Annotated in this window: 18 protein-coding genes; 5 read left to right on the top strand and 13 right to left on the bottom strand. The window is 67.5% G+C overall.

What is annotated here, in order from left to right:
• Window positions 1–148: 148 nt before the first annotated feature.
• Window positions 149–2,095 carry an AI-2E family transporter gene (locus ASF08_RS10635; RefSeq protein WP_056144657.1) on the bottom strand — a complete coding sequence of 649 codons (1,947 nt, stop codon included), beginning with the start codon at window positions 2,093–2,095 and terminating at the stop codon, window positions 149–151.
• A 266-nt stretch (window positions 2,096–2,361) separates the two neighbouring features.
• On the bottom strand, window positions 2,362–3,162 hold the full coding sequence (locus ASF08_RS10630) for a LamB/YcsF family protein (RefSeq protein ID WP_056144654.1): 801 nt from the start codon (window positions 3,160–3,162) through the stop codon (window positions 2,362–2,364).
• A 340-nt stretch (window positions 3,163–3,502) separates the two neighbouring features.
• Here ASF08_RS10630 and ASF08_RS26000 point away from each other — a divergent pair, with 340 nt between their 5' ends.
• Window positions 3,503–4,606 carry a methyl-accepting chemotaxis protein gene (locus ASF08_RS26000; RefSeq protein ID WP_082473148.1) on the top strand — a complete coding sequence of 368 codons (1,104 nt, stop codon included), beginning with the start codon at window positions 3,503–3,505 and terminating at the stop codon, window positions 4,604–4,606.
• Here the strand turns inward: ASF08_RS26000 and ASF08_RS10620 are convergent.
• Window positions 4,596–5,888 (bottom strand): nicotinate phosphoribosyltransferase, encoded by a 1,293-nt coding sequence (locus tag ASF08_RS10620; protein WP_056144651.1) that lies wholly within the window; start codon window positions 5,886–5,888, stop codon window positions 4,596–4,598. The genes ASF08_RS26000 and ASF08_RS10620 overlap by 11 nt on opposite strands.
• A 421-nt stretch (window positions 5,889–6,309) precedes the next feature.
• Complete coding sequence (locus ASF08_RS10615; protein ID WP_056144830.1) at window positions 6,310–6,813, bottom strand: pyridoxamine 5'-phosphate oxidase family protein; 504 nt, start codon at window positions 6,811–6,813, stop codon at window positions 6,310–6,312.
• Window positions 6,814–6,943: 130 nt separating this feature from the next.
• Between ASF08_RS10615 and ASF08_RS10610 the strand changes: the two genes are divergently transcribed.
• From ASF08_RS10610 to mobA, 3 genes are all read left to right on the top strand, one after another.
• Window positions 6,944–7,246: a hypothetical protein gene (locus tag ASF08_RS10610; RefSeq protein ID WP_244474497.1), complete on the top strand. Its 303-nt coding sequence runs from the start codon at window positions 6,944–6,946 to the stop codon at window positions 7,244–7,246.
• A gap of 125 nt (window positions 7,247–7,371) precedes the next feature.
• Window positions 7,372–8,508, top strand: coding sequence for an Mrp/NBP35 family ATP-binding protein (locus ASF08_RS10605; RefSeq protein WP_056144648.1), 1,137 nt, complete (start codon window positions 7,372–7,374; stop codon window positions 8,506–8,508).
• Window positions 8,509–8,514: 6 nt separating this feature from the next.
• The gene (mobA, locus tag ASF08_RS10600) at window positions 8,515–9,129 is read left to right on the top strand and encodes a molybdenum cofactor guanylyltransferase MobA (RefSeq protein WP_082473147.1); all 615 of its coding nucleotides are present in this window, start codon (window positions 8,515–8,517) and stop codon (window positions 9,127–9,129) included.
• 3 nt (window positions 9,130–9,132) lie between these two features.
• Here mobA and ASF08_RS10595 read toward each other — a convergent pair whose 3' ends face one another.
• The 7 genes from ASF08_RS10595 to ASF08_RS10565 all read right to left on the bottom strand — a co-directional run bounded on the left by ASF08_RS10595 (window position 9,133) and on the right by ASF08_RS10565 (window position 16,350).
• A complete protein-coding gene (locus ASF08_RS10595) occupies window positions 9,133–10,221 on the bottom strand; it encodes a nucleotidyltransferase family protein (protein WP_056144645.1) in 1,089 nt (362 codons plus the stop codon).
• Between the two features lie 125 nt (window positions 10,222–10,346).
• Window positions 10,347–10,805: a peptidylprolyl isomerase gene (locus ASF08_RS10590; RefSeq protein WP_018043013.1), complete on the bottom strand. Its 459-nt coding sequence runs from the start codon at window positions 10,803–10,805 to the stop codon at window positions 10,347–10,349.
• Between the two features lie 4 nt (window positions 10,806–10,809).
• Window positions 10,810–11,310 carry a hypothetical protein gene (locus ASF08_RS10585; protein ID WP_147833237.1) on the bottom strand — a complete coding sequence of 167 codons (501 nt, stop codon included), beginning with the start codon at window positions 11,308–11,310 and terminating at the stop codon, window positions 10,810–10,812.
• The gene (locus tag ASF08_RS10580; protein WP_018043011.1) at window positions 11,307–11,873 is read right to left on the bottom strand and encodes a peptidylprolyl isomerase; all 567 of its coding nucleotides are present in this window, start codon (window positions 11,871–11,873) and stop codon (window positions 11,307–11,309) included. Before ASF08_RS10580 ends, ASF08_RS10585 begins: the two co-directional genes overlap by 4 nt.
• A 44-nt stretch (window positions 11,874–11,917) precedes the next feature.
• Window positions 11,918–12,418 (bottom strand): pantetheine-phosphate adenylyltransferase, encoded by a 501-nt coding sequence (gene coaD, locus ASF08_RS10575; protein WP_056144642.1) that lies wholly within the window; start codon window positions 12,416–12,418, stop codon window positions 11,918–11,920.
• Between the two features lie 444 nt (window positions 12,419–12,862).
• Entirely contained in the window at window positions 12,863–15,619 is a 2,757-nt protein-coding gene (gene gyrA, locus ASF08_RS10570; RefSeq protein WP_018043009.1) for a DNA gyrase subunit A, read from the bottom strand.
• A gap of 356 nt (window positions 15,620–15,975) precedes the next feature.
• A complete protein-coding gene (locus ASF08_RS10565; RefSeq protein ID WP_056144816.1) occupies window positions 15,976–16,350 on the bottom strand; it encodes a YciI family protein in 375 nt (124 codons plus the stop codon).
• Window positions 16,351–16,476: 126 nt separating this feature from the next.
• Between ASF08_RS10565 and ASF08_RS10560 the strand changes: the two genes are divergently transcribed.
• Window positions 16,477–17,169, top strand: a complete 693-nt coding sequence (locus ASF08_RS10560; RefSeq protein ID WP_056144639.1) for an HAD family hydrolase — start codon at window positions 16,477–16,479, stop codon at window positions 17,167–17,169.
• Between the two features lie 244 nt (window positions 17,170–17,413).
• Here ASF08_RS10560 and ssb read toward each other — a convergent pair whose 3' ends face one another.
• Window positions 17,414–17,971 (bottom strand): single-stranded DNA-binding protein, encoded by a 558-nt coding sequence (gene ssb, locus ASF08_RS10555; RefSeq protein ID WP_056144636.1) that lies wholly within the window; start codon window positions 17,969–17,971, stop codon window positions 17,414–17,416.
• Between the two features lie 181 nt (window positions 17,972–18,152).
• Window positions 18,153–19,169: an NADP-dependent oxidoreductase gene (locus ASF08_RS10550; protein ID WP_056144633.1), complete on the bottom strand. Its 1,017-nt coding sequence runs from the start codon at window positions 19,167–19,169 to the stop codon at window positions 18,153–18,155.
• Between the last annotated feature and the right edge of the window lie 138 nt (window positions 19,170–19,307).

Below are 19,307 nucleotides of genomic sequence, written 5' to 3'. Positions count from 1 at the left end.
CCCTGTGGAACCGCCCCGCAACCGAAGCGGTGACGGGCGACCCGCGTCAAGTCCGGACCGCCACGAACAGGCCCGAAACACCGCCATCCCCCGGGCGGAATCAGCGGAATCGCACGGCCCTTCGGCCGCGGCGGAAAACCCGCCGCGTTCAGGTCGGGATGGCGGCGGCGACCGGCGCCGATGGCGGCAATTCGGGTGGTGTCTCTGGCGGAACTTTGGGTTCGGAAGGCTCCGCTCTCGCGACCGAGGCCGTGGTGCCGGCCCGGGCGAGGACGGCCTGCAACGCGGCGTCGAGGGACGACACATGCGTATCCGCGCCGATAGCCGCCCGTTGACCTTCGTCGTTGAGGATCTCGTGATCGGCCTGCCAGAGACCGACGACGATGGGCAGGCCCGGCATGCGGTTCTTCAGCCGTCCGACGAGGCGGCGCAGATGCGTCGGCTCCCCGTTGATGGCGAGGGATACGATGCAGAGCATCCGGGCCGGGCCGGGGTCGAACCCGTCGATCTGAACCCGGGCCACGTCGGAGAAGGGAACGATTCGGGTGCCGATGCCGCGCTTGTTCAGCAGTTGGGCCAGGATCGTGCAGGCCGATTCGTCGACGAAGCTGCGGCCCGTCACGCACAGGACCGCGCCGTCCTGCTTCCAGGCTGCCGGGATGTCGTCCGGAATGGCGAAATCGTCGTCGGGCACCTCGACCTCGCGGCGGTCGAGGCCGGCGATGAGGACGGCCACCGTGTCGCGGATATCGTTTTTCTGCTCCGGCGTGAGCACCCCGCGCGCCGCGTCACGGGCGGCGAGTTCGAGCCCCTTCAGCACCACGTCGTCGTAATAGGAGGAGAGCGAACATTCCTTCAGGATCAGCTCGGCATGCTCCTCGGCCTCCTCCGGGTCGTCGGCGAGGATGCGCTGGTAGAAATTCTCCACCGGGGTCAGGGCCGGCCGGTCGCCGAACAGCACGTCGAGGAATTCGAGCTTGTCCACGTGCCGCCCCAGCACCACGAGGCAGACGGTGAGCGGCGTCGACAGCAGCAGGCCGACCGGTCCCCATAGCCATGTCCAGAACAGGGCCGAGACCAGCACGGCGAAGGGCGACATCCCGGTGGACTGCCCATAGAGCATCGGCTCGATGACGTGCCCGGTCAGCGGTTCGAGGATCAGGAACACCGCGAGCGTCGCGATGACCATCGTCCAGCCGGGATCGACCGCCGCCGCCAGGGCCAGGGGGAACAGGGCCGCCAGCGCCGCGCCGATATAGGGCACGAACCGCATGAGCGCCGAGAAGATGCCCCAGAGGGCTGGGTTGGGCACGCCGATGACGGAAAGGCAAATGCCGATCACCACGCCGAAGGCGGCGTTGAGGGCGAGCTGGACCAGGAAGTAGCGGCTGAGACGCCGCGCGGCATCGTCCATCGCCACGGTGGTCCGGTGGAGATCGCTCGACCCGACGAGGCGGATCATGCGGTCGCGCAGGTCTTCGCGCTGCATCAGCAGGAACAGCAGCACGATGAAGACGATGCCGGTGGTGGCCAGCGGATGCAGGATCGGCGACAGGATGGTGTTGGCCAGGGCCAACGGGTCCGGTGCCCGCTCCTTCATCTCGACGACGACCGGTTTCTCGGGCGGCGGAGCGTTGGGTTTTCCAGCCTCGGGCTTCGGAGCCTCGGGCTTGGCGCTCTCCTCGCCGCCCTGGTGCATCGTCCGGCCGATATTGGCGACGTAATCGGCCAGCCGGCCGGCCGGGCTGTCGCGCAGGCCCTCGACCTTCTGCTCGATGGTGGTTCGGTAGCGGGGCACGTCCTTTGCCAGATCCGCGAGTTGGACGCCGATGAGGGTGGCCAACGCCGCCGCCACCCCGAGCGCCATGACGACGGAGGTGGCGACCGACAGGAACCGCCCGAAGCGCAGGCGCCGCAGCAGGTAGACGATGGGTCCCAGCACGAAGGAGAGCAGAACCGCGATGGCGATGGGAATCAGGACGTCACGGCCGATATAAAGGCCGGAGACGATCAGCGCGGTGACGATGAGGGGCGAAACCAGCGAAGGAGGGAGCGCTTCGGCCGCCGCGATGCGCGTCGCCCGAGGCGGCAACATCGGTTCCCGCAGAGGCGTCGCCCGGGAGATGCCGCTTTTGCCACTCGCGGAACTTTTTGCACCCGCAAAACTCTTGCCACTCGCGGACCCCGCCTTCGGCGCCTGCGGCGATGCGGCCTCAACCGGGGTGGGTGTCGCCATGTCGATTCCGTCTCAACGCTACGCACACGATGGCGCTGCGGTCTCGCCAGCGTCGTCGCCATGGGGAACGGAGTATCGGCGGGAAACGATCCCTGCTGCTTTCGACGTTTGTATTCATTCCGAGATCAGGCAGCGGCGAAGGCGGCCAGTTCGAAGCCCGCTTCCCCGAGGGCCAGCCGCACCGCGCGCGCCGTCTCCACCGCCTGCGGCGTGTCGCCATGGACGCAGACCGTGTCGATGGACACCGCGATCCGGCGGCCGGTCAGGGTGATCACCGCCCCCTCCTCCACCATGCGGCGGACCCGCGCCGCCGCCTCGGCCGAATCGTGGATGACGGCTCCGGCAAGAGAGCGCGAACAGAGCTGCCCGTCCTCGGCATAGGCCCGGTCGGCATAGATCTCCCGCACCACGGCAAGGCCGGCATCGAGAGCCGCGCGCTCGGCCGCGAGTCCCGGCATCACCACCAGGGGCAGGGTCCGGTCGACGGCGCGGACCGCCCGCGCCAGAGCCTTCGCCACATCCGCGTCGGCGTTCGACAAGTTGGCGAGGGCTCCGTGCGCCTTCACATGGGTGACGCGATGATGGCCGAGGGCCGCGCAGGCCTGGAGCGCTCCGATCTGGTAGGCCACCCCTGCCTCGATCTCCCCCGCGCTTTCGGCGATGACGCGACGGCCGAAACCGCGCAGATCCTGAAATCCCGGATGGGCGCCGATGGCCACGCCGCGTGCCCTGGCCGCCGAGGCGGTGACGACCATGATCGAAGGATCGCCGCCATGGAAGCCGCAGGCGACGTTGGCCGAGGTGACGAGATCGAGGAGGGCCGCGTCGTCGCCGAGCGTGTAGGGGCCGTAGCCTTCGCCGAGATCGGCATTGAGATCGATCCGCATGAGGTCCGCCTTGTGGGTTCTGCCTTCGTGCATCGTCATAGGTTCGCCGATGCGGTTGCGAAGTTACCGGTGCCGTCCGACGAGTAACCGATCCCGTATCCAGGCCGCCGTCGAAGTTCGGGCAGCACAACATTGCTTTCAAGCTAAGACAGTGTCGTTGCCACGATATATTCATCAGGATCATGGCCCGGGAGCCGCTGATCCGAAGCCCGATGGCGCGCTGCCTCTTCATGATGTCGGGTTTTGTTGTTCGGCATCACTCTTTCGTGATGGACGAAGTGGGATCTATAGCGCCAAGTTCAGTCAGGACAACATAATTCATGGATTCTTATAAGATCGTGCCTCATTTGATCGATCGATTTTATTTGTCGGCGGGCACATGGGCGACGTGGTTTTCATGCGGGATGATCGGGCGGGGTCTCCGGATTCCGAAACCGGTGATTCGAGCCTGCGCGGTGTCGCGGCCGAGATCGCCGAGCTCAAACGCATTTCCTCGGACAAGAGCCGCCGCATCCAGGGCATCACGGCGCAGGTGAAGATACTGGCCTTGAACGCGCTCATCGAGGCGGCGCGGGCCGGTGAGATGGGGCGTGGCTTCGCGGTGGTGGCGCAGGAGGTGCGCGCCATCGGCGCGGAGGTCGAGACCGTGGCGAAGGCCCTCGAAGCCGAATTGTGCGGCCGGATCGTCTCGGTTCAGTCCCAGGTCGAGAGATTGTCCGAGCGATCCCAGAACACGCGCCTCATCGATCTCGCACTCAATGCCGTCGAGCTGATCGATCGCAACCTCTATGAGCGGACCTGCGACGTGCGCTGGTGGGCGACCGATAGGGACCTGGTGGAATGCGCCGCCTATCCGACGCCGGAGCGGGCCGCCCATGCCACGGAGCGCCTGGCCGTGATCCTCGGGGCCTACACGGTCTATCTCGATCTCTGGCTCTGCGGATTGGACGGACGGGTCATCGCGCATGGGCGGCCCGACCGCTTCGGCGACATCGTCGGCCGTGACGTTTCGGGCGAGCCCTGGTTCAGGAAGGCGGCCGGCCTCCCCGATGGCGACGCCTATGTCGCCGCCGAGGTGGCTCCCCAACCGGGTCTCGGTGGCGCGCAGGTCGCCACCTTCTGCGCCGGCATCCGCGAAGGCGGCCGGAGCGAGGGACGGCCCATCGGCATCCTGGCGATCCATTTCGATTGGGAGCCGCAGGCCCGGTCCATCGTGGATGGCGTTCGCATCGACCCTGCGGATCGCGAGCGGACGCGGGTGCTGCTGGTCGACGCGCAGGGGCTCGTCCTCGCATCCTCCGGCCGCCGCTCCCTCCTCCAGGAGATCCTGCCGTTTCGGCCGGGCGAGCGGCGGAGCGGCGCCGATTCGGCAGGCGCCGTCACCGCCTTCCACCGTACCCCCGGCTACGAGACCTATGCCGGGCTCGGCTGGTACGGCGTCATCGTGCAGCAGCCCGAGGAATGGCGGACGCTCACACGATGACCGGCATCGCCGCCATCTCCCCGGTGCCGAAGACGCGCTTGTAACGGGCGATCTCGTCGGCCGGCCCGATGGCCTTGGACGGGTTGTCGGAGATCTTCACGGTGGGGCGGCCGTTGGCGGCGATGACCTTGCAGACGATGGAGATCGGATCGAGCCCGTGATCGGGCACCAGCCCGCGAAAATCGTTGGTGAGCAGGGTGCCCCAGCCGTAGCCGATGCGCATCCGCCCGTGAAAATGCGCGTGGATCTCCTCGATCGTCCCGACATCGAGCCCATCCGAGAAGATCGCGAGCTTTTCGTGCGGGTCGCAGCCGCGTGACGCCCACCAGGCGATGGCCTCCTCGCCGCCCTCGATCGGGTCCTTCGAATCGATGCGGATGCCGGTCCAGGCCGTCATCCAGTCCGGCGCATGGGCGAGGAACCCGGTGGTGCCGTAAGTGTCGGGCAGCATCACCAGCAGGTTGCCGGCATAATCCTGCTGCCAGTCGCGCAGCACGTCGTAGGGCGCCTGGGCCAGGGCCGCGTCGTCCTCCGCCAGCGCGGAATAGACCATCGGCAGTTCATGGGCGTTGGTGCCCACCGCCTCGACTTCGCGGCGCATGGCGATGAGGCAGTTCGACGTGCCGAGGAAGGCCTCGCCCAAACCCTCGCGCATGGCCTCGACGCACCAATCCTGCCACAGGAAGCCGTGACGGCGGCGGGTACCGAAATCGGCGATGGAGAGGCCCGGCAGGCGCTTCAGCCGCTCGATCTTCTCCCACACCCGGGTCATCGCCCGCGCGTAGAGCACCTGCAGCTCGAACTTGCCGAGCCCGCGCAGGATTCCGCGCGAGCGCAACTCGTTGAGGATGGCCAGCGCCGGCACCTCCCACATGGTGGTCTCGATCCAGGGACCGTGGAAGGTGAGGACGTATTGTCCGTCGCGCGCCTCGAGTTCGTAGTCCGGCAGGCGGAAGCCTTCGAGCCAATCCATGAAATCGGCCGAGAACATCTGGCGGTTGCCGTAGAAGGTGTTGCCGCGCAGCCAGGTGGATTCCCCCCGGCTCAGGCGAACCGTGCGGGCGTGATCGAGCTGCTCGCGCAATTCGCCCACATCGACGAAATCTGCGATGCGGACGGAGCGGCTGCGGTTCTGGATGCCGAAGGTCACGTCGGCGTCGCGATGGCGGCGAAAGATCGTCTGCGCCATCAGGAGCTTGTAGAAATCCGTATCGAGCAGCGACCGGATGATCGGGTCGATCTTGAAATTGTGGTTGTAAACCCGCGTCGCGAGATCGAGCATGGTCGGGAGGGATCCGGCGCGGGACCCGGGCGCCCGCTCGCCGGCGAAGAGCGCATGGGCCTCGGGCGCGAGTCAATCGTACACCCGGCGATTGGCGCGGGCTGACGTCGACTGAACGGTTCGGCCCCTCGCGTTTATTCGCAGACGGGTGAGGTGAATCGCGGGTCTCTCTCCCCTTAGTGGGGAGAGGTCAGGAGTGGGGGTGGCTCCGCCAGCCTCCACCGGCGGAGGGTCGCCCCACCACCCCCACCTCCAACTCCTCCCCACAAGCTCGACGGATCTCGGGCAGGCCCGAGATCCGCTGGGGAGGAGGGTCCCGTACAGTCTCGCGGCAGAGGGAGGCTTGCGCTGGAACTGGAAGACGCAGGAGGGCGGCCACCCGGTTGGATGACCGCCCCTATCGTCCGACCCATCAAAAAAATCAGGCGAGATCGACCTTCTTGGTCTCGGTCTTGGGCGACTCGCCGGTGAGCGCGGCCTTCACGTAGCCGTAGATGTGCAGGGCCGTGGCGTTGGGGCTGTCCCAATACTCGCCCTTCTCCGGGTGGATGCGGATGAGCGCGACTTCCGGGTCGTCCTTGCCGTTGGGGAACCAGGTCTTCATGCTCTCGCTCCACTTGTCGTCGACGATGGCCTGATCGGTGACGATCTCGGCCTTGCCGGCGATGGAGACGTAAGTCTGGCTCGACGGGTCGGAATAGGCGAGGTTGACCTGATTGTCCTTGCCGATCTCCGCGGTCTTGGGCGTGTGCAGCTTGGTGAAGAACCAGATGTCGCCGTTCTCGTCGATGTCCTGGCTCCACATCGGGCGGCTGTAGAGCTTCCCGTCCTGATCCGCCGTGGTCATCATCGCGACCTTGATATCCTTGACGAGATCGAACAGCTTCTTCGCGCCCTCGTGGTCGCGGTGGTTGCCTTGATGCATGAACATGGTCTCCTGAAGGTCTGTCGTCCGTATCGGGGCGCGGCGCTCCCGGTCGCGGGCCGGCCCTGAAGGCTGCACTCACAACGGGCCAGGGCTCGCTTGGTTCAGCGCCGTTCGGAGAAGAGGAAGAATGTCTTTGCCCATCCCGACCCGGGGAATCCTCAATCTACTCTTGGGCGTCACCTGCGCCCTCCCCGTCCTCACCGCGCCCGTCGCGGCGCAGGTCCGCTTCGGTCCCGGCGTGCGGATCGGCGGTCACGATTTCTCGAACCGGCGCTACGGCAGCGTCCATATCCAGCGGGTGAAGCGGCTCCCCGGTCCCCCCGGATGCCGCCATGTCCGCAACGGGACGTATCGGCGCGGCGACGGCTCGGTCGTGCGCGGGCCGATGGAGCGGTGCAACCTCATCGCCATCCCGCCGGGGCGGCGCTGAATCCGTCCTCGTCGCGCATATCGGGGGGGTGAGACCGCAAGAGGTCTGGCGTTCTCGTCTTCGTCGGTTACATGCAGAGGGGCGTCCGGTCCGCCGTGTCCGCCTGCCTCGCCCGGAGAACCATCTTGGCCATTACTCGCGACGACGTGCTCAAGGCGCTGTCCGCCGTCACCGTCGATGCCGGCGGGACCACGCTGCCCGCATCGGGCCGCCTCTCGCAGGTGGTGGTCGACCCCACCAACCGGGTCATGTTCTCGATCCTGATCGACCCGAGCGAGGCGGAGCGGTTCGAACCGATCCGTCGTAAGGCCGAGGGCACCGTCCTGGCCATGGCGGGTGTCTCCGGCGTGTTCGCGAGCCTCACCTCGGAGCGCGGCCCGAACCAGCCCGCCCCGCCGGCGCAGGCCGCCGCCCCGCAACCGCCCCAGCCGGGACGGCCCGCTCCCCCCCGCACCGGCCCTGCTTTACCGGGCGTGCGCCACATCGTGGCCGTCGCCTCCGGCAAGGGCGGCGTCGGCAAGTCCACCACCGCCTGCAACCTCGCCCTCGCCCTCTCGGCGCAGGGGCTGAAGGTCGGGCTGCTCGATGCCGACATCTACGGCCCCTCGGTGCCCAAGCTGTTCGGCCTCTCCGGCAAGCCGAAGGTGATCGAGGAGCGCCTGCTCGCGCCGATGGACGGCTACGGCATCAAGGTGATGTCCATCGGCTTCCTCATTGAGCCCGAGACGGCGATGATCTGGCGCGGCCCGATGGTGCAATCGGCCATCACCCAGATGCTGCGCGAGGTCGCCTGGGGCGAGCTCGACATCCTCGTGGTCGACATGCCGCCCGGCACCGGCGACGCCCAGCTCACCATGGCCCAGGCGACGCCGCTTTCCGGGGCCGTCATCGTCTCGACGCCGCAGGACCTGGCGCTGATCGACGCGCGGCGCGGGGTGACGATGTTCCGCAAGGTCTCGGTGCCGATCCTCGGCGTCATCGAGAACATGGCGACCTTCATCTGCCCGAATTGCGGCCATGCCTCGCACATCTTCGGCCTTGGCGGCGCGCGCGAGGAAGCGGCGCGGCTCGACGTGCCGTTCCTCGGCGAGATCCCCCTGAACATGACCATTCGTGAGACCTCCGATTCCGGTCGTCCCGTGGTGGCGGTGGACCCGGACGGGCCGCACGCGAAGGTCTATCGCGGCATCGCCGCCCAGCTCTGGGCCAACCTCACCGGCGGGCCGGCCCCCCGCGCCGCGCCGCGCATCGTCATCGAGTAGCCCGGCGTGGCGCCCGTGCTCGGGGTGGTCCTGGCCGGCGGCCTGTCCCGCCGGATGGGCGGCGGCGACAAGCCGCTGAGACTCCTGGCGGGGCGCACCCTCCTCGACCGGGTGGTGGAGCGGTTCACGCCGCAATGCGGTCTCGGCATCGTCCTCAACGCCAATGGCGACCCGGCCCGGTTCGCGGAATTCCCCGGCCCGGTCGTGCCGGACGGGGTGCCCGACAATCCGGGGCCGCTCGCGGGAATCCTCGCCGCCCTCGACCATGCGGCTGCGCATCACCCCTCCGCCTCCCATGTGGCCAGCGTCACGGGCGACGCACCGTTCCTGCCCCTCGACCTGGTGGACCGTCTCCGGACCGGCCTGTCCGGCGCGCCCATCGCCATGGCCTCCTCGGCCGGGCGAGAGCATTTCACCGTGGCGCTCTGGGCCGTGTCCCTGCGCGACGATCTCCGCACCGCCCTGGTGGAACGCGGCGAGCGGCGCGTCGGCGCGTTCCTTCGCCGTCATGGAGCCGTGGCCGTGGACTGGCCGGCGGAACCGCTCGATCCGTTCCTCAACGTCAACACGCCGGAGGATCTGGCGCTGGCGGAGGCGCTGCTTCGTCAGGCCGATCGGTGATCGCTACGCAGGAGATGCGGGAAACCCGACCTGCGTCGGCTCGTAGCCCAGCATTTCGCCATGCGTGCAGACGGCTTGCGTGATGGCGATGCGCCCGGTCTCGTCGAGGCGTGCGACGCCTGTTTCCAGGTGACGGCGCCAGGAGGGACCTCGGCTCCACGCCTCGACCCAGGAGGCTGCCAGGGCAACGGGCTGGTTCCTGGCCAGGGCCGCGATCAGGAAGCTCGCCTGAGTCAGGTCCTTCGCCTGTTTCTCTCGCTCGGTCCGCTCGTTCGCCACGATGAGTTTGTGGACGGCGTAGCGCTCTGGAGCAGGCACCGTGACCGAGATTCCGCCGGCATGGAGCAGCGTCGAGCGGACCGGGTCCCTGATGAGGAAATCGAGATAGCGAAGCGGCTGGGCGCTGACACCGCCGAGGGCCGGCATCGGGATGAGCGCCCCGGTCAGATCGTCCGAGCCGCGGACCGAGACGAGAAACTCGACCCGAAACCCGTTGGCGTTCGCGAAAGCGCTCGTGCGGTCCGGCCGCGACAGGTTCGGCACCGGACGGAAGCTCGCATCCACGGCCTGAAGTTCTTCGTGAACGGGAGGCATACTCTCTCCGATCGCGACCGAGATGCCGTAATCCTGTGCGAGATCGATGTCGCCGGTCCTGAGCGCTCTCATCGGGCGCTCTCCGACGAGGCCCGGATAGGTCTGGAACGCCACCGTGCCGACCAGAACTCCGCGCAGCCGAAAGAAGCCTGCCTGCGCCAGACGTTCGACGACCCGGCCCGTCAGGGCGTCCGCTGTCGGAAACCCGGCGCTCCGCAACATCCGAACCGCGTCGATACGGGTGCGGTAATCGACTCGTTGGCGGTCATGGGCCTCGACTCGCCGCGTGGTCTCGGAATCCGCCACCGTGCCGACATAGCGGTTGGACTTCGTGCCGGTGGCGGCATCGTAGCCCTGGTAGTACCAGTATTCGCGCGCCTTGATGGTGCGCTTGATGAACTTGCCGTTCTCCGGAAAGTCGCGGTCGAACTCCGCATCGGCGCAGCGCTGATTGAGATCGGCGAAGACCGTCTGCGCGGCGGCATCGATGGACGGCATGGCTCGTACCTGCGTTACAGGAAAATCGCCGTTTTCCTGTAACGCGCGGGGCTGAGCCCCACAAACGAGAAAGGGCGTCCGCGCGGGTCACGCGCGGACGCCCTTTTCATGGACAGGCTGTCGGATCAGGCGGTGCCGACCGTGGCCTTGACGATCTTGTCCGGCGAGCGGGGCGGCTCGCCCTTGTTGAGGCTGTCCACCACGTCCATGCCTTCGGTCACCTTGCCCCAGACGGTGTATTGCTTGTCGAGGAAGCGGGCGTCGCCGAAGCAGAGGAAGAACTGCGAATTGGCCGAATGCGGGAAGTTGGTGCGGGCCATCGAGCAGGTGCCGCGCACATGCGGCTCGTCGTTGAACTCGGCCTTCAGGTCCGGCAGGTCGGAACCGCCCGAGCCGGTGCCCGTCGGGTCGCCGGTCTGGGCCATGAACCCGTCGATGACGCGGTGGAACGGCACGCCGTCGTAGAATCCCTGTCCCGCCAGCGTCTTGAGGCGCTCGACATGGTTGGGGGCGAGATCGGGGCGCAGCCCGATGACGACGCGGCCCTTGGTGGTTTCGAGGATGAGGGTTTCGGTATCGGCCATGGGGTCAGACTCCTTGTCCCTGGGGACCTTGGTAGATGAACCGCAGGGCGATCGGGCGCCCCGCGATGGCGGCGCCGAGCGCCGGCGTGATCGCGACCGGCGTGCAGCGCCGGATCGCGTCGAGGGTCGAGCGGGTCAGGATGTCCCTGCCGCGCTGATCGGCATTCTGCATCGAGAAGGTGATGCGAGGCTCGCCGATGACGGACCCGTCGCGGCGGAGCGCGAAACGGGCGGTGATCTCGGTACGCGGGAAGCCGGCGAGGCCCTGCGGCACCTCCCAGCAGGCGGCGAGTCGGGGGTAGAGCTCTTGGAGCGTGTTGGCCGGACTCGCGGCGATACCGCCCTCCGGGGCCTGCACCGTGGAGCGCAGGGACGCGGGCGGCGTCAGCGGCAGTCCGGCTCCCGCCAGGGCGGCCGATGCAAAACCCGCCGCGAGCGGGATGGCGACCGCCGACGCGGCGACGGCGAGGCGCGTCGGGCGCCTCACTGTCGCGCCTCCGGTCATTTCGCGCCTTGGGCCATCTGCATCTTCACGATCTTGTCCGGGTTCTGGACCGCGCCGCCCGGAGCGCCCGCCGCCGCCTTCTTGATCTTGTCGACGACCTCCATCCCGGAGGAGACCAGTCCGATCACGGTATACTGGCCGTTCAGGAACGGCGCGTCGCCGAGGCAGATGAAGAACTGCGAGTTCGCCGAGTTCGGATCCGACGAGCGGGCCATGCCGAGCGTGCCGCGCCGGAACGGCGATTGGGAGAATTCGGCCGGGATGTTCGGCAGGGAGGAACCGCCGGTGCCGTTGCCCTTCGGGTCGCCGGTCTGGGCCATGAACCCGTCCATGACGCGATGGAACTTCAGCCCGTCATAGAAGCCCTTCTTGATGAGGGTCTTCAGCTGGGCCACGTGCTGCGGCGCGAGATCGGGGCGCAGCTCGATGGTGACGCGGCCGTCCTTGGTGTCGAGATAGACCGTGTTGTCGTCCGCCGCCCGTGCCACGGGCGCGAACCCGATCATGGCGGCAAGCGCCAGGGACAGGAAGGCGGTCCGCCGATGGAGGGTCCGATGAGTCATGAGGGGGCGGTCTCCGGTCCGTTGAAGGAGGTGGATGGAAGGGATCAGGCTTGCGCGAAGCGCGCGGCGAGCCGTTCCGCCACGAGGGGAGGAACGAAGGGCGAGACATCGCCGCCCATGGCCGCGATCTGGCGCACCAGGGTGGCGGTGATCGGCCGAACGCCGGTGGAGGCGGGCAGGAACACGGTCTGCACCTCCGGCGCCATGGCGCCGTTCATGCCGGCGAGCTGCATCTCGTAGTCGAGATCCGTGCCGTCGCGCAGGCCGCGGATGAAGATGCTCGCGCCCGAGCGCCGTGCGGCCGACACCGCCAGATCGCCGAACGTGACGATGTCGAGGCTGGCGCCTTCGGCCTCCGCCAGGGGCGCGCAGGTCGCTTGCAGCAGATCCGCCCGTTCCTCGGGCGAGAACATGGGGGCCTTGCCCGGATGCACGCCGATGGCGATCACCAGGTGCTGCACGAGCCGGCATGCCTGACGGATGACGTCGAGGTGTCCGTTCGTGACCGGATCGAAAGAGCCAGCGTAGAGCGCGGTGCGGATCATCACCGGTGGGCGTAGAGCATTTCGCCCCGAAACGGAACCGCCCGCGACCATCCCGGCGCGCTCGGGGGCTCCCGGCGATCGAGCGGCGCACGAAAAAGGGCGGATGCCCCAATGGAGCGCCCGCCCGAAGTTTCGGTCTTCGAAGTCTGGTCGACGACGTCCGGCTTATGGATTCGCCAAGCGAGGTGCCGGAACGGCAGAGCCTTTTCGCAACTCCACGCTGCGCCGAACGTCTCGTTCGGTCCGGCGCGGACGATGGAGCGATATCTCTCTGGGGCCGAACTTATCCGTGCACCGCGGCGCCGGATATGACTTGGCTGCAACACCGAAGATCAGTGACCGAAACGAAAATGCCGGCCAAGTCTTGCGACATGACCGGCATTCGGGTCGAAAGTTTTTAGACTGATTCCGAATGATTCCAGATTAGTTGGAATAAGGCCTCTTTCAGGGGGCGTCTCCCGTGGGATCGATTGCCGTCACCTCTCCGGCATCGTCCTCACCTTCGCCTTCACCCTCGATATGCTCGACCGAGACCACGCGCTCGGTCTTCTCGGTGTTGAACACCGTGACACCCTGCGAGGCGCGGCCGACGATGCGGATATCGTCCACCGGCACACGGATGAGTTGTCCGGCATTGGTCACCAGCATGATCTGGTCGGAGGGCTGGACCGGGAAAGACGCGACGAGGTTGCCGTTGCGCGGGTTGACCCGCATGGCGGTGATGCCTTTGCCGCCGCGACCCGAGATCCGATACTCGAAGGACGAGCTGCGCTTGCCGAAGCCGCGCTCGGAGAGGGTGAGCACGAATTGCTGGGCCGCGCCCATTTCGGCGTAGCGCTCCTGGGAGAGAAGCGGCGCATCGGTGGCGATGTCCTCGGAATCGGCATCGCCGCCCTCGGTGTCGCCGATCACGGCCCGCTGCATCTTCAGGAAGGCGCCACGCTCCTCGGGCGTCGCGTCGAAGCTGTTGAGGATCGTCATCGAGATGACGCGGTCGTCCTGCGCCAGGCTGATACCGCGCACGCCGGTGGAATCGCGCCCCTTGAAGACGCGGACATCCTCGACGGGGAAGCGGATGCACTGGCCGGCCTGCGTGGTGAGCAGGACGTTCTGATCGGCGCGGCAGATCTCCACGTGGACGATGTGGTCGCCTTCATCGAGCTTCATGGCGATCTTGCCGGCGCGGTTCACCTGCACGAAGTCGGAGAGCTTGTTGCGCCTCACGCCGCCGCTGGCGGTGGCGAACATGACGTCGAGCGTCTCCCAGGAGGCTTCGTCCTCGGGCAGCGGCATGATCGTGGTGATGCGCTCCGTGCCCGCATCCATGGCGAGGATGTTGACGAGCGCCTTGCCGCGCGCGTTGGGGGCCGCCATCGGCAGGCGCCAGACCTTCTCCTTGTAGACCTGGCCCTGGTTCGAGAAGAACAGGACCGGCGTATGGGTGCTGGCCACGAACAGGCGGGTGACGAAATCCTCGTCGCGGGTGGACATGCCGGAGCGGCCCTTGCCGCCCCGGCGCTGGGCCCGGTAGGTCGAGAGCGGCACGCGCTTGACGTAGCCGGCATGGGACACGGTGACGACCATGTCCTCTCGCTGGATGAGATCCTCGTCCTCGACGTTGGAATCCCAGTCGAGGATCATGGTCTTGCGCGGCGTCGCGTAGGCCTCGCGGACTTCGCGCAGCTCGTCCTTGACGATGGTCATGATGCGCAGGCGCGAGCGCAGGATGTCGAGATAGTCGGCGATCTCGTCGGCGAGCTTCTGGAGCTCGTCGCCGATCTCGTCTCGTCCCAGAGCCGTGAGGCGCTGCAGGCGCAGGTCGAGGATGGCGCGGGCCTGGATCTCCGACAGGCGGTAATTGCCGTTCTCGTCCACGCGGTGGCGCGGGTCGTCCACCAGGGCGATGAGCGGCGCGATGTCGAGGGCCGGCCAGAGGCGGCCCATCAGCGCCTCGCGGGCGGTGTTCGGATCGGGCGAGGTGCGGATGAGGCGGATGACCTCGTCGATATTGGCCACCGCGATGGCGAGACCGCACAACACGTGGGCGCGCTCGCGGGCCTTGCCGAGGAGGAACTTGGTCCGCCGCGAGACGACTTCTTCGCGAAAATCCACGAAGGCCGTGAGCAGGTCCTTCAGGTTCATCAATTCGGGGCGGCCGCCGTTCAGCGCCACCATGTTGCAGCCGAAGGAGGATTGCAGCGGCGTGAAGCGGTAGAGCTGGTTCAGCACCACGTCGGCCATCGAATCGCGCTTGATCTCGATGACGATGCGCATGCCGTCGCGGTCGGATTCGTCGCGCAGGTCGGAGATGCCCTCGACCCGCTTCTCCTTCACCAGCTCGGCGATCTTCTCCATGAGAGTCGCCTTGTTCACCTGATACGGGATCTCGGTGAAGATCAGCGCCTCGCGCTCCTTGCGCAGCTCCTCCACATGGGACTTCGCCCGCATGATGACCGAGCCGCGGCCCGTGGCGTAGGCCTGCCGCACGCCGGCGCGGCCGAGGATCGAGCCGCCGGTGGGGAAGTCCGGGCCGGGGACGTATTCGGTCAGCTGCTCGATGGTGAGGCCCGGATCGTCGATGAGGGCGATGCAGGCGTCGATGAGTTCGCCGAGATTGTGCGGCGGGATGTTGGTGGCCATGCCCACCGCGATGCCGCCCGCTCCGTTGACGAGGAGGTTCGGGAAGCGCGCCGGCAGAACCTTCGGCTCCTCGCGCGACTCGTCGTAGTTCGGCTGGAAGTCGACGGTGTTCTTGTCGATGTCGGCGAGCAGCGCGTTGGCGGGCTTGGCCAGACGCGACTCGGTGTAGCGCATGGCCGCCGGCGGATCGCCGTCCACGGAGCCGAAATTGCCCTGCCCGTCGATGAGCATGAGCCGCATCGAGAAGTCCTGGGCCATGCGGACCAAGGCGTCGTAGATCGATTGGTCGCCATGCGGATGGTAGAGACCGATCACGTCGCCGACGATACGGGCCGACTTGACGTATTTCCGCTCGGGCAGGTGCCCGCTCTCATAGGCCGAGTAGAGGATGCGCCGGTGCACCGGCTTCAGGCCGTCCCGCGCATCGGGCAAAGCCCGGCTCACGATCACGCTCATGGCGTAATCGAGATAGGAGCGGCGCATCTCGTCGGTGATGGAAACGGGCTTGATGTCCGAGGCGGGCGGCGTCGCGCCGGCGCCGGTATCGTCTTTCTCTGCCAAGGTCTTCGATCTCTGCCTGTGACGGTCCCGGCGGGCCGGGTCCGCGTGGAGCGACGGGCGCTATGGAAAGTGGGGGCGGGTCGTTCCGCGTGGCCTCGAAAAGGCCGGCCGCGTCACGTCCTGGCTCGGACGTCCGTCATACGCCATCCGGTGCCGCTGCGCCACCGCCACGCATCGCGACGACATCGACAAACCCCATGCGTCGCAAGCGCTTGCGATACCGATCCCGGCGAATGCGGGCCTGTCGGCTTCCAGCCTCTTTCCCGGGCGGGTCGAGCCTCGGCGGAACCCGCTCCGGGGCCTCTCTCGCCGCGTCTCGAGGCGGCCTGAAAGGCGGCGTAAGAGCGCCGTTCCCCTCACCCCGCCGCGGCGCCCGCGAAATCGGACATCTCGTAGAGCGGCCGGATCTCGATCTCGCTCGGGCCGGGCATCGGGTTGGGACAGCGCTTCACCCAGTCGAGCGCTTCCGCCATGTCCTTCACCTGCCAGAGCCAGAAGCCGGCGACCAGCTCCCCGGTCGAGGCGAAGGGACCGTCACTGACGGTGCGGGAGGCGCCGTCGAAGGCGACCCGCTTGCCCCTGGCGGACGGGTGCAGGCCCTCGCCGGCGAGGAGGATGCCCGCCTTGGCGAGTTCCATGTTGAACTCGCCCATGGCGGTGAGGAGATCGAGGGAGGGCATGATCCCCGCCTCGCTGTCCGTGGTCGCCTTGACCAGAACCATGACGCGCATCGATTCGCCCCCCTGCTCGATCGAGCCCATGGAAGCACGAAGGCACGGTTCGTGTGAACTCACAGACCGCTGGGCCGGTTACCCGACGCCATCGATCCCGCCGCATCCATCGACAGGGGCAAAGTCATGCTCACTCGCCCGAAGGCCGTGGCCTTCGACATCATCGGCACCGTGTTCAGCATGGAGCCCATGCGGCCCGCCCTGGTGGCGATGGGCTTGCCGCCCCTCGCCCTGGATTTCCTCTATACCGCCGGCCTGCGGGACATGTTCGCCCTTGCGGCCACCGACACCTTCGCGCCGTTCCAGTCCGTCCTGTCGGGGTGCCTAAACGAGGTGCTCGCCAAGCACGGCCTCTCCGCCTCGCTGGAGGACAGGAATGCGGTGCTCGGCATGATGAAGGCCCTTCCGCCGCACGATGACGCCAAGGCGGCGTTCCAGCTTCTCGCCGATTCCGGCGTCAGGGTCTTCGCCCTGAGCAACGGCGCGGCCGCGACCACGAAGGGACTGCTCAGCGCGGCAGGCATGGAAGATCTCGTGGAGCGGGTTCTGTCCGTGGAGGAGGTGAAGCTGTCGAAGCCGCGCGCCGAGGTCTACCACCACGCCGCGCGGGCCGCCGTCCTCGCTCCGGGCGACATGGCGATGATCGCAACCCACCCCTGGGACCTCCACGGCGCCAGGATGGCCGGCCTCATGACCGGCTACGTCGCTCGGGGTGTGCCGTACTCACCAGCACTTGAGCCGCCGGACCTGACCGGGGAGACCCTGCTGGAGGTCGCATCGGCGATGGCGCGGCTCGCGCCGTCGCAACCCGACGCCTGATGCTTGTTGTCTATCGGGGAGCCCGTCCGTCCGCTCCGTGAGCGGCTGCTGGAGTCACCCATCTGCTCGACCCCCTGTTTATGAGGAGACGATGTGAGGCGCGACGGCACCCCCTCTCCTTCCAGGAGAGGGGCCCCGCGCTGTCCGCGAGATATGTGACTATCGTAGCCGTGAGCGGACTTGGTGGACGCCGATACACAATGCGTCCCATCTGTCGGATGCCGACGACGGGAACGGCAGATCCCTAGAACGGGATATCGTCGTCGAGGTCGTAATTGGGCTTCGACGAAGCCGCCGCGGGCCGACGCTCGCCGCCCGAGGAACGGCCGCCGCCGTATTCGCCGCCGCGATCGCCGCCCCGGTCTCCGCCACGGCCGCCGCCGTAATCGCCGCCGCGGCTGATCTGGCCGCCGCCCTCGTCGTCGGCGCCCATCTCTCCGCCGCCGCCGCTGCGACCGTCGAGGAGCGTGAGTTCACCGCGGAAGCGCTGAAGAACCACCTCGGTGGTGTATTTCTCCACGCCGGACTGGTCCGCCCATTTCCGGGTCTGGAGCTGGCCCTCGATATAGACCTTCGAGCCCTTGCGCAGGTACTGCTCGGCCACGCGGGCGAGGTTCTCGTTGTAGATCACCACCGCATGCCACTCGGTCTTTTCCTTGCGCTCGCCCGACGCCTTATCCTTCCAGGATTCGGACGTGGCGATGCGCAGGTTGACCACGGGATCGCCGGAGGCGAGGCGCCGGGTCTCGGGGTCGCGCCCGAGATTGCCCACCAAAATCACCTTGTTGACGCTGCCGGCCATGCCGCTCTCCTCTCGATCGATCTCACTGACGGAAAGGGCCTCACACGCCGTCCGTCCCGTTCGCCCTTCATGAACTTCGGACAGGCGGCCCGCAATCGGGAGGGCGAATTTGTCCCCACCGATCACAGGTCGATGTTCTATCTTTGTTCGTTTTGGCGCGCAAGGATCGCGCGCCTGGCCGTCACGCGATCCGCACCAGCATCTTGCCGAAATTCCGCCCCTTCAGCAGCCCGATGAAGGCCTCCGGCGCCGCCTCCAACCCGTCGACGATGTCTTCCCGATGCTTGATCCGCCCGTCCCGCAGCCATGTTCCGACCTCGCTCAGGAACTCCTCTTCCTGGTCGGCGAAATCCCACACGATGAAGCCGCGCAGGGTCAGGCGCTTGGTCAGGATGGCGCGCATGACGACGGGGCTGCGGTCCGGTCCCGGCGGCAATTCGGTGAGATTGTAGCCCGAGACGAGGCCGCAAACGGGGATGCGGGCGAAGTCGTTGAGGAGCGGCAGCACGGCGTCGAACACCGCACCGCCGACATTCTCGAAATACACGTCGATCCCGCCGGGACAGGCGGCAGCGAGCGCGCCGGGGAGGTCGTCGGTGCGGTGATCGACGGCCGCGTCGAAGCCGAGTACGTCGGTGAGGTAGGCGCATTTCTCAGGGCCGCCCGCGATGCCGACGGCGCGCGCGCCCTTCAGCTTGGCGATCTGGCCGACGAGGGAGCCCACCGGCCCGGCGGCGGCGGCGACCACCACGGTCTCCCCCGCCTTCGGCTGGCCGATGGTGAGGAGGCCGGTATAGGCGGTCATGCCCGGCATTCCGAGGACGCCAAGCGCCGTGCTCACCGGCGCGGCCTCGGGATCGAGCTTGCGCAGGCCACGGCCATTTGAGATGGCAAAGTCCTGCCAGCCCCCGAAGCCGGTGACCACGTCGCCCTCATGGAAATCCGGATGCCGCGAGGCCGCGACCTCCGACACGGTGGCCCCGACCATGGGCGCGCCGATGGCGACGGGCTCGGCATAGGATTTCGCCGCGCTCATCCGCCCGCGCATGTAGGGATCGAGGGAGAGGATGCGGTTGCGCAGCAGCACTTCCCCCTCCCCCGGCGTCGGGGTGCGGTTCTCCTCGAGCCGGAAATGCGCGGCCGTCGGCTCTCCGTGCGGGCGGGAGGCGAGGACGATGCTGCGGTTCATAGCGACCATGATCTGACGCTCCGGTTGGGGTGAAGGATCTTCTGGACGGGCGTTCCAGTCTCAGGGGACTTCTCGACAAGGCCGATCGGGCGCCGGTGTTCCAGCAATGAGGCCGAGGCACCGCCTGCGCCGAGCGGCGTTGATGCG

This window comes from Methylobacterium sp. Leaf85 (genome assembly GCF_001422125.1).
Classification (GTDB): domain Bacteria; phylum Pseudomonadota; class Alphaproteobacteria; order Rhizobiales; family Beijerinckiaceae; genus Methylobacterium; species Methylobacterium bullatum.
Note: the sequence above shows the minus strand (reverse complement) of the source record. Positions and strands in the feature narration are given on the sequence as shown.

What these genes read in the sequence shown, in the direction of transcription:
- ASF08_RS10635 (WP_056144657.1), bottom strand. Translation starts at nt 2,095, where the DNA reads ATGTTGCCGCCTCGGGCGACGCGCATCGCGGCGGCCGAAGCGCTCCCT.
- ASF08_RS10630 (WP_056144654.1), bottom strand. Translation starts at nt 3,162, where the DNA reads ATGACGATGCACGAAGGCAGAACCCACAAGGCGGACCTCATGCGGATC.
- ASF08_RS26000 (WP_082473148.1), top strand. Translation starts at nt 3,503, where the DNA reads ATGGGCGACGTGGTTTTCATGCGGGATGATCGGGCGGGGTCTCCGGAT.
- ASF08_RS10620 (WP_056144651.1), bottom strand. Translation starts at nt 5,888, where the DNA reads ATGCTCGATCTCGCGACGCGGGTTTACAACCACAATTTCAAGATCGAC.
- ASF08_RS10615 (WP_056144830.1), bottom strand. Translation starts at nt 6,813, where the DNA reads ATGCATCAAGGCAACCACCGCGACCACGAGGGCGCGAAGAAGCTGTTC.
- ASF08_RS10610 (WP_244474497.1), top strand. Translation starts at nt 6,944, where the DNA reads ATGTCTTTGCCCATCCCGACCCGGGGAATCCTCAATCTACTCTTGGGC.
- ASF08_RS10595 (WP_056144645.1), bottom strand. Translation starts at nt 10,221, where the DNA reads ATGCCGTCCATCGATGCCGCCGCGCAGACGGTCTTCGCCGATCTCAAT.
- ASF08_RS10590 (WP_018043013.1), bottom strand. Translation starts at nt 10,805, where the DNA reads ATGGCCGATACCGAAACCCTCATCCTCGAAACCACCAAGGGCCGCGTC.
- ASF08_RS10585 (WP_147833237.1), bottom strand. Translation starts at nt 11,310, where the DNA reads ATGACCGGAGGCGCGACAGTGAGGCGCCCGACGCGCCTCGCCGTCGCC.
- ASF08_RS10580 (WP_018043011.1), bottom strand. Translation starts at nt 11,873, where the DNA reads ATGACTCATCGGACCCTCCATCGGCGGACCGCCTTCCTGTCCCTGGCG.
- coaD (WP_056144642.1), bottom strand. Translation starts at nt 12,418, where the DNA reads ATGATCCGCACCGCGCTCTACGCTGGCTCTTTCGATCCGGTCACGAAC.
- ASF08_RS10565 (WP_056144816.1), bottom strand. Translation starts at nt 16,350, where the DNA reads ATGCGCGTCATGGTTCTGGTCAAGGCGACCACGGACAGCGAGGCGGGG.
- ASF08_RS10560 (WP_056144639.1), top strand. Translation starts at nt 16,477, where the DNA reads ATGCTCACTCGCCCGAAGGCCGTGGCCTTCGACATCATCGGCACCGTG.
- ssb (WP_056144636.1), bottom strand. Translation starts at nt 17,971, where the DNA reads ATGGCCGGCAGCGTCAACAAGGTGATTTTGGTGGGCAATCTCGGGCGC.
- ASF08_RS10550 (WP_056144633.1), bottom strand. Translation starts at nt 19,169, where the DNA reads ATGGTCGCTATGAACCGCAGCATCGTCCTCGCCTCCCGCCCGCACGGA.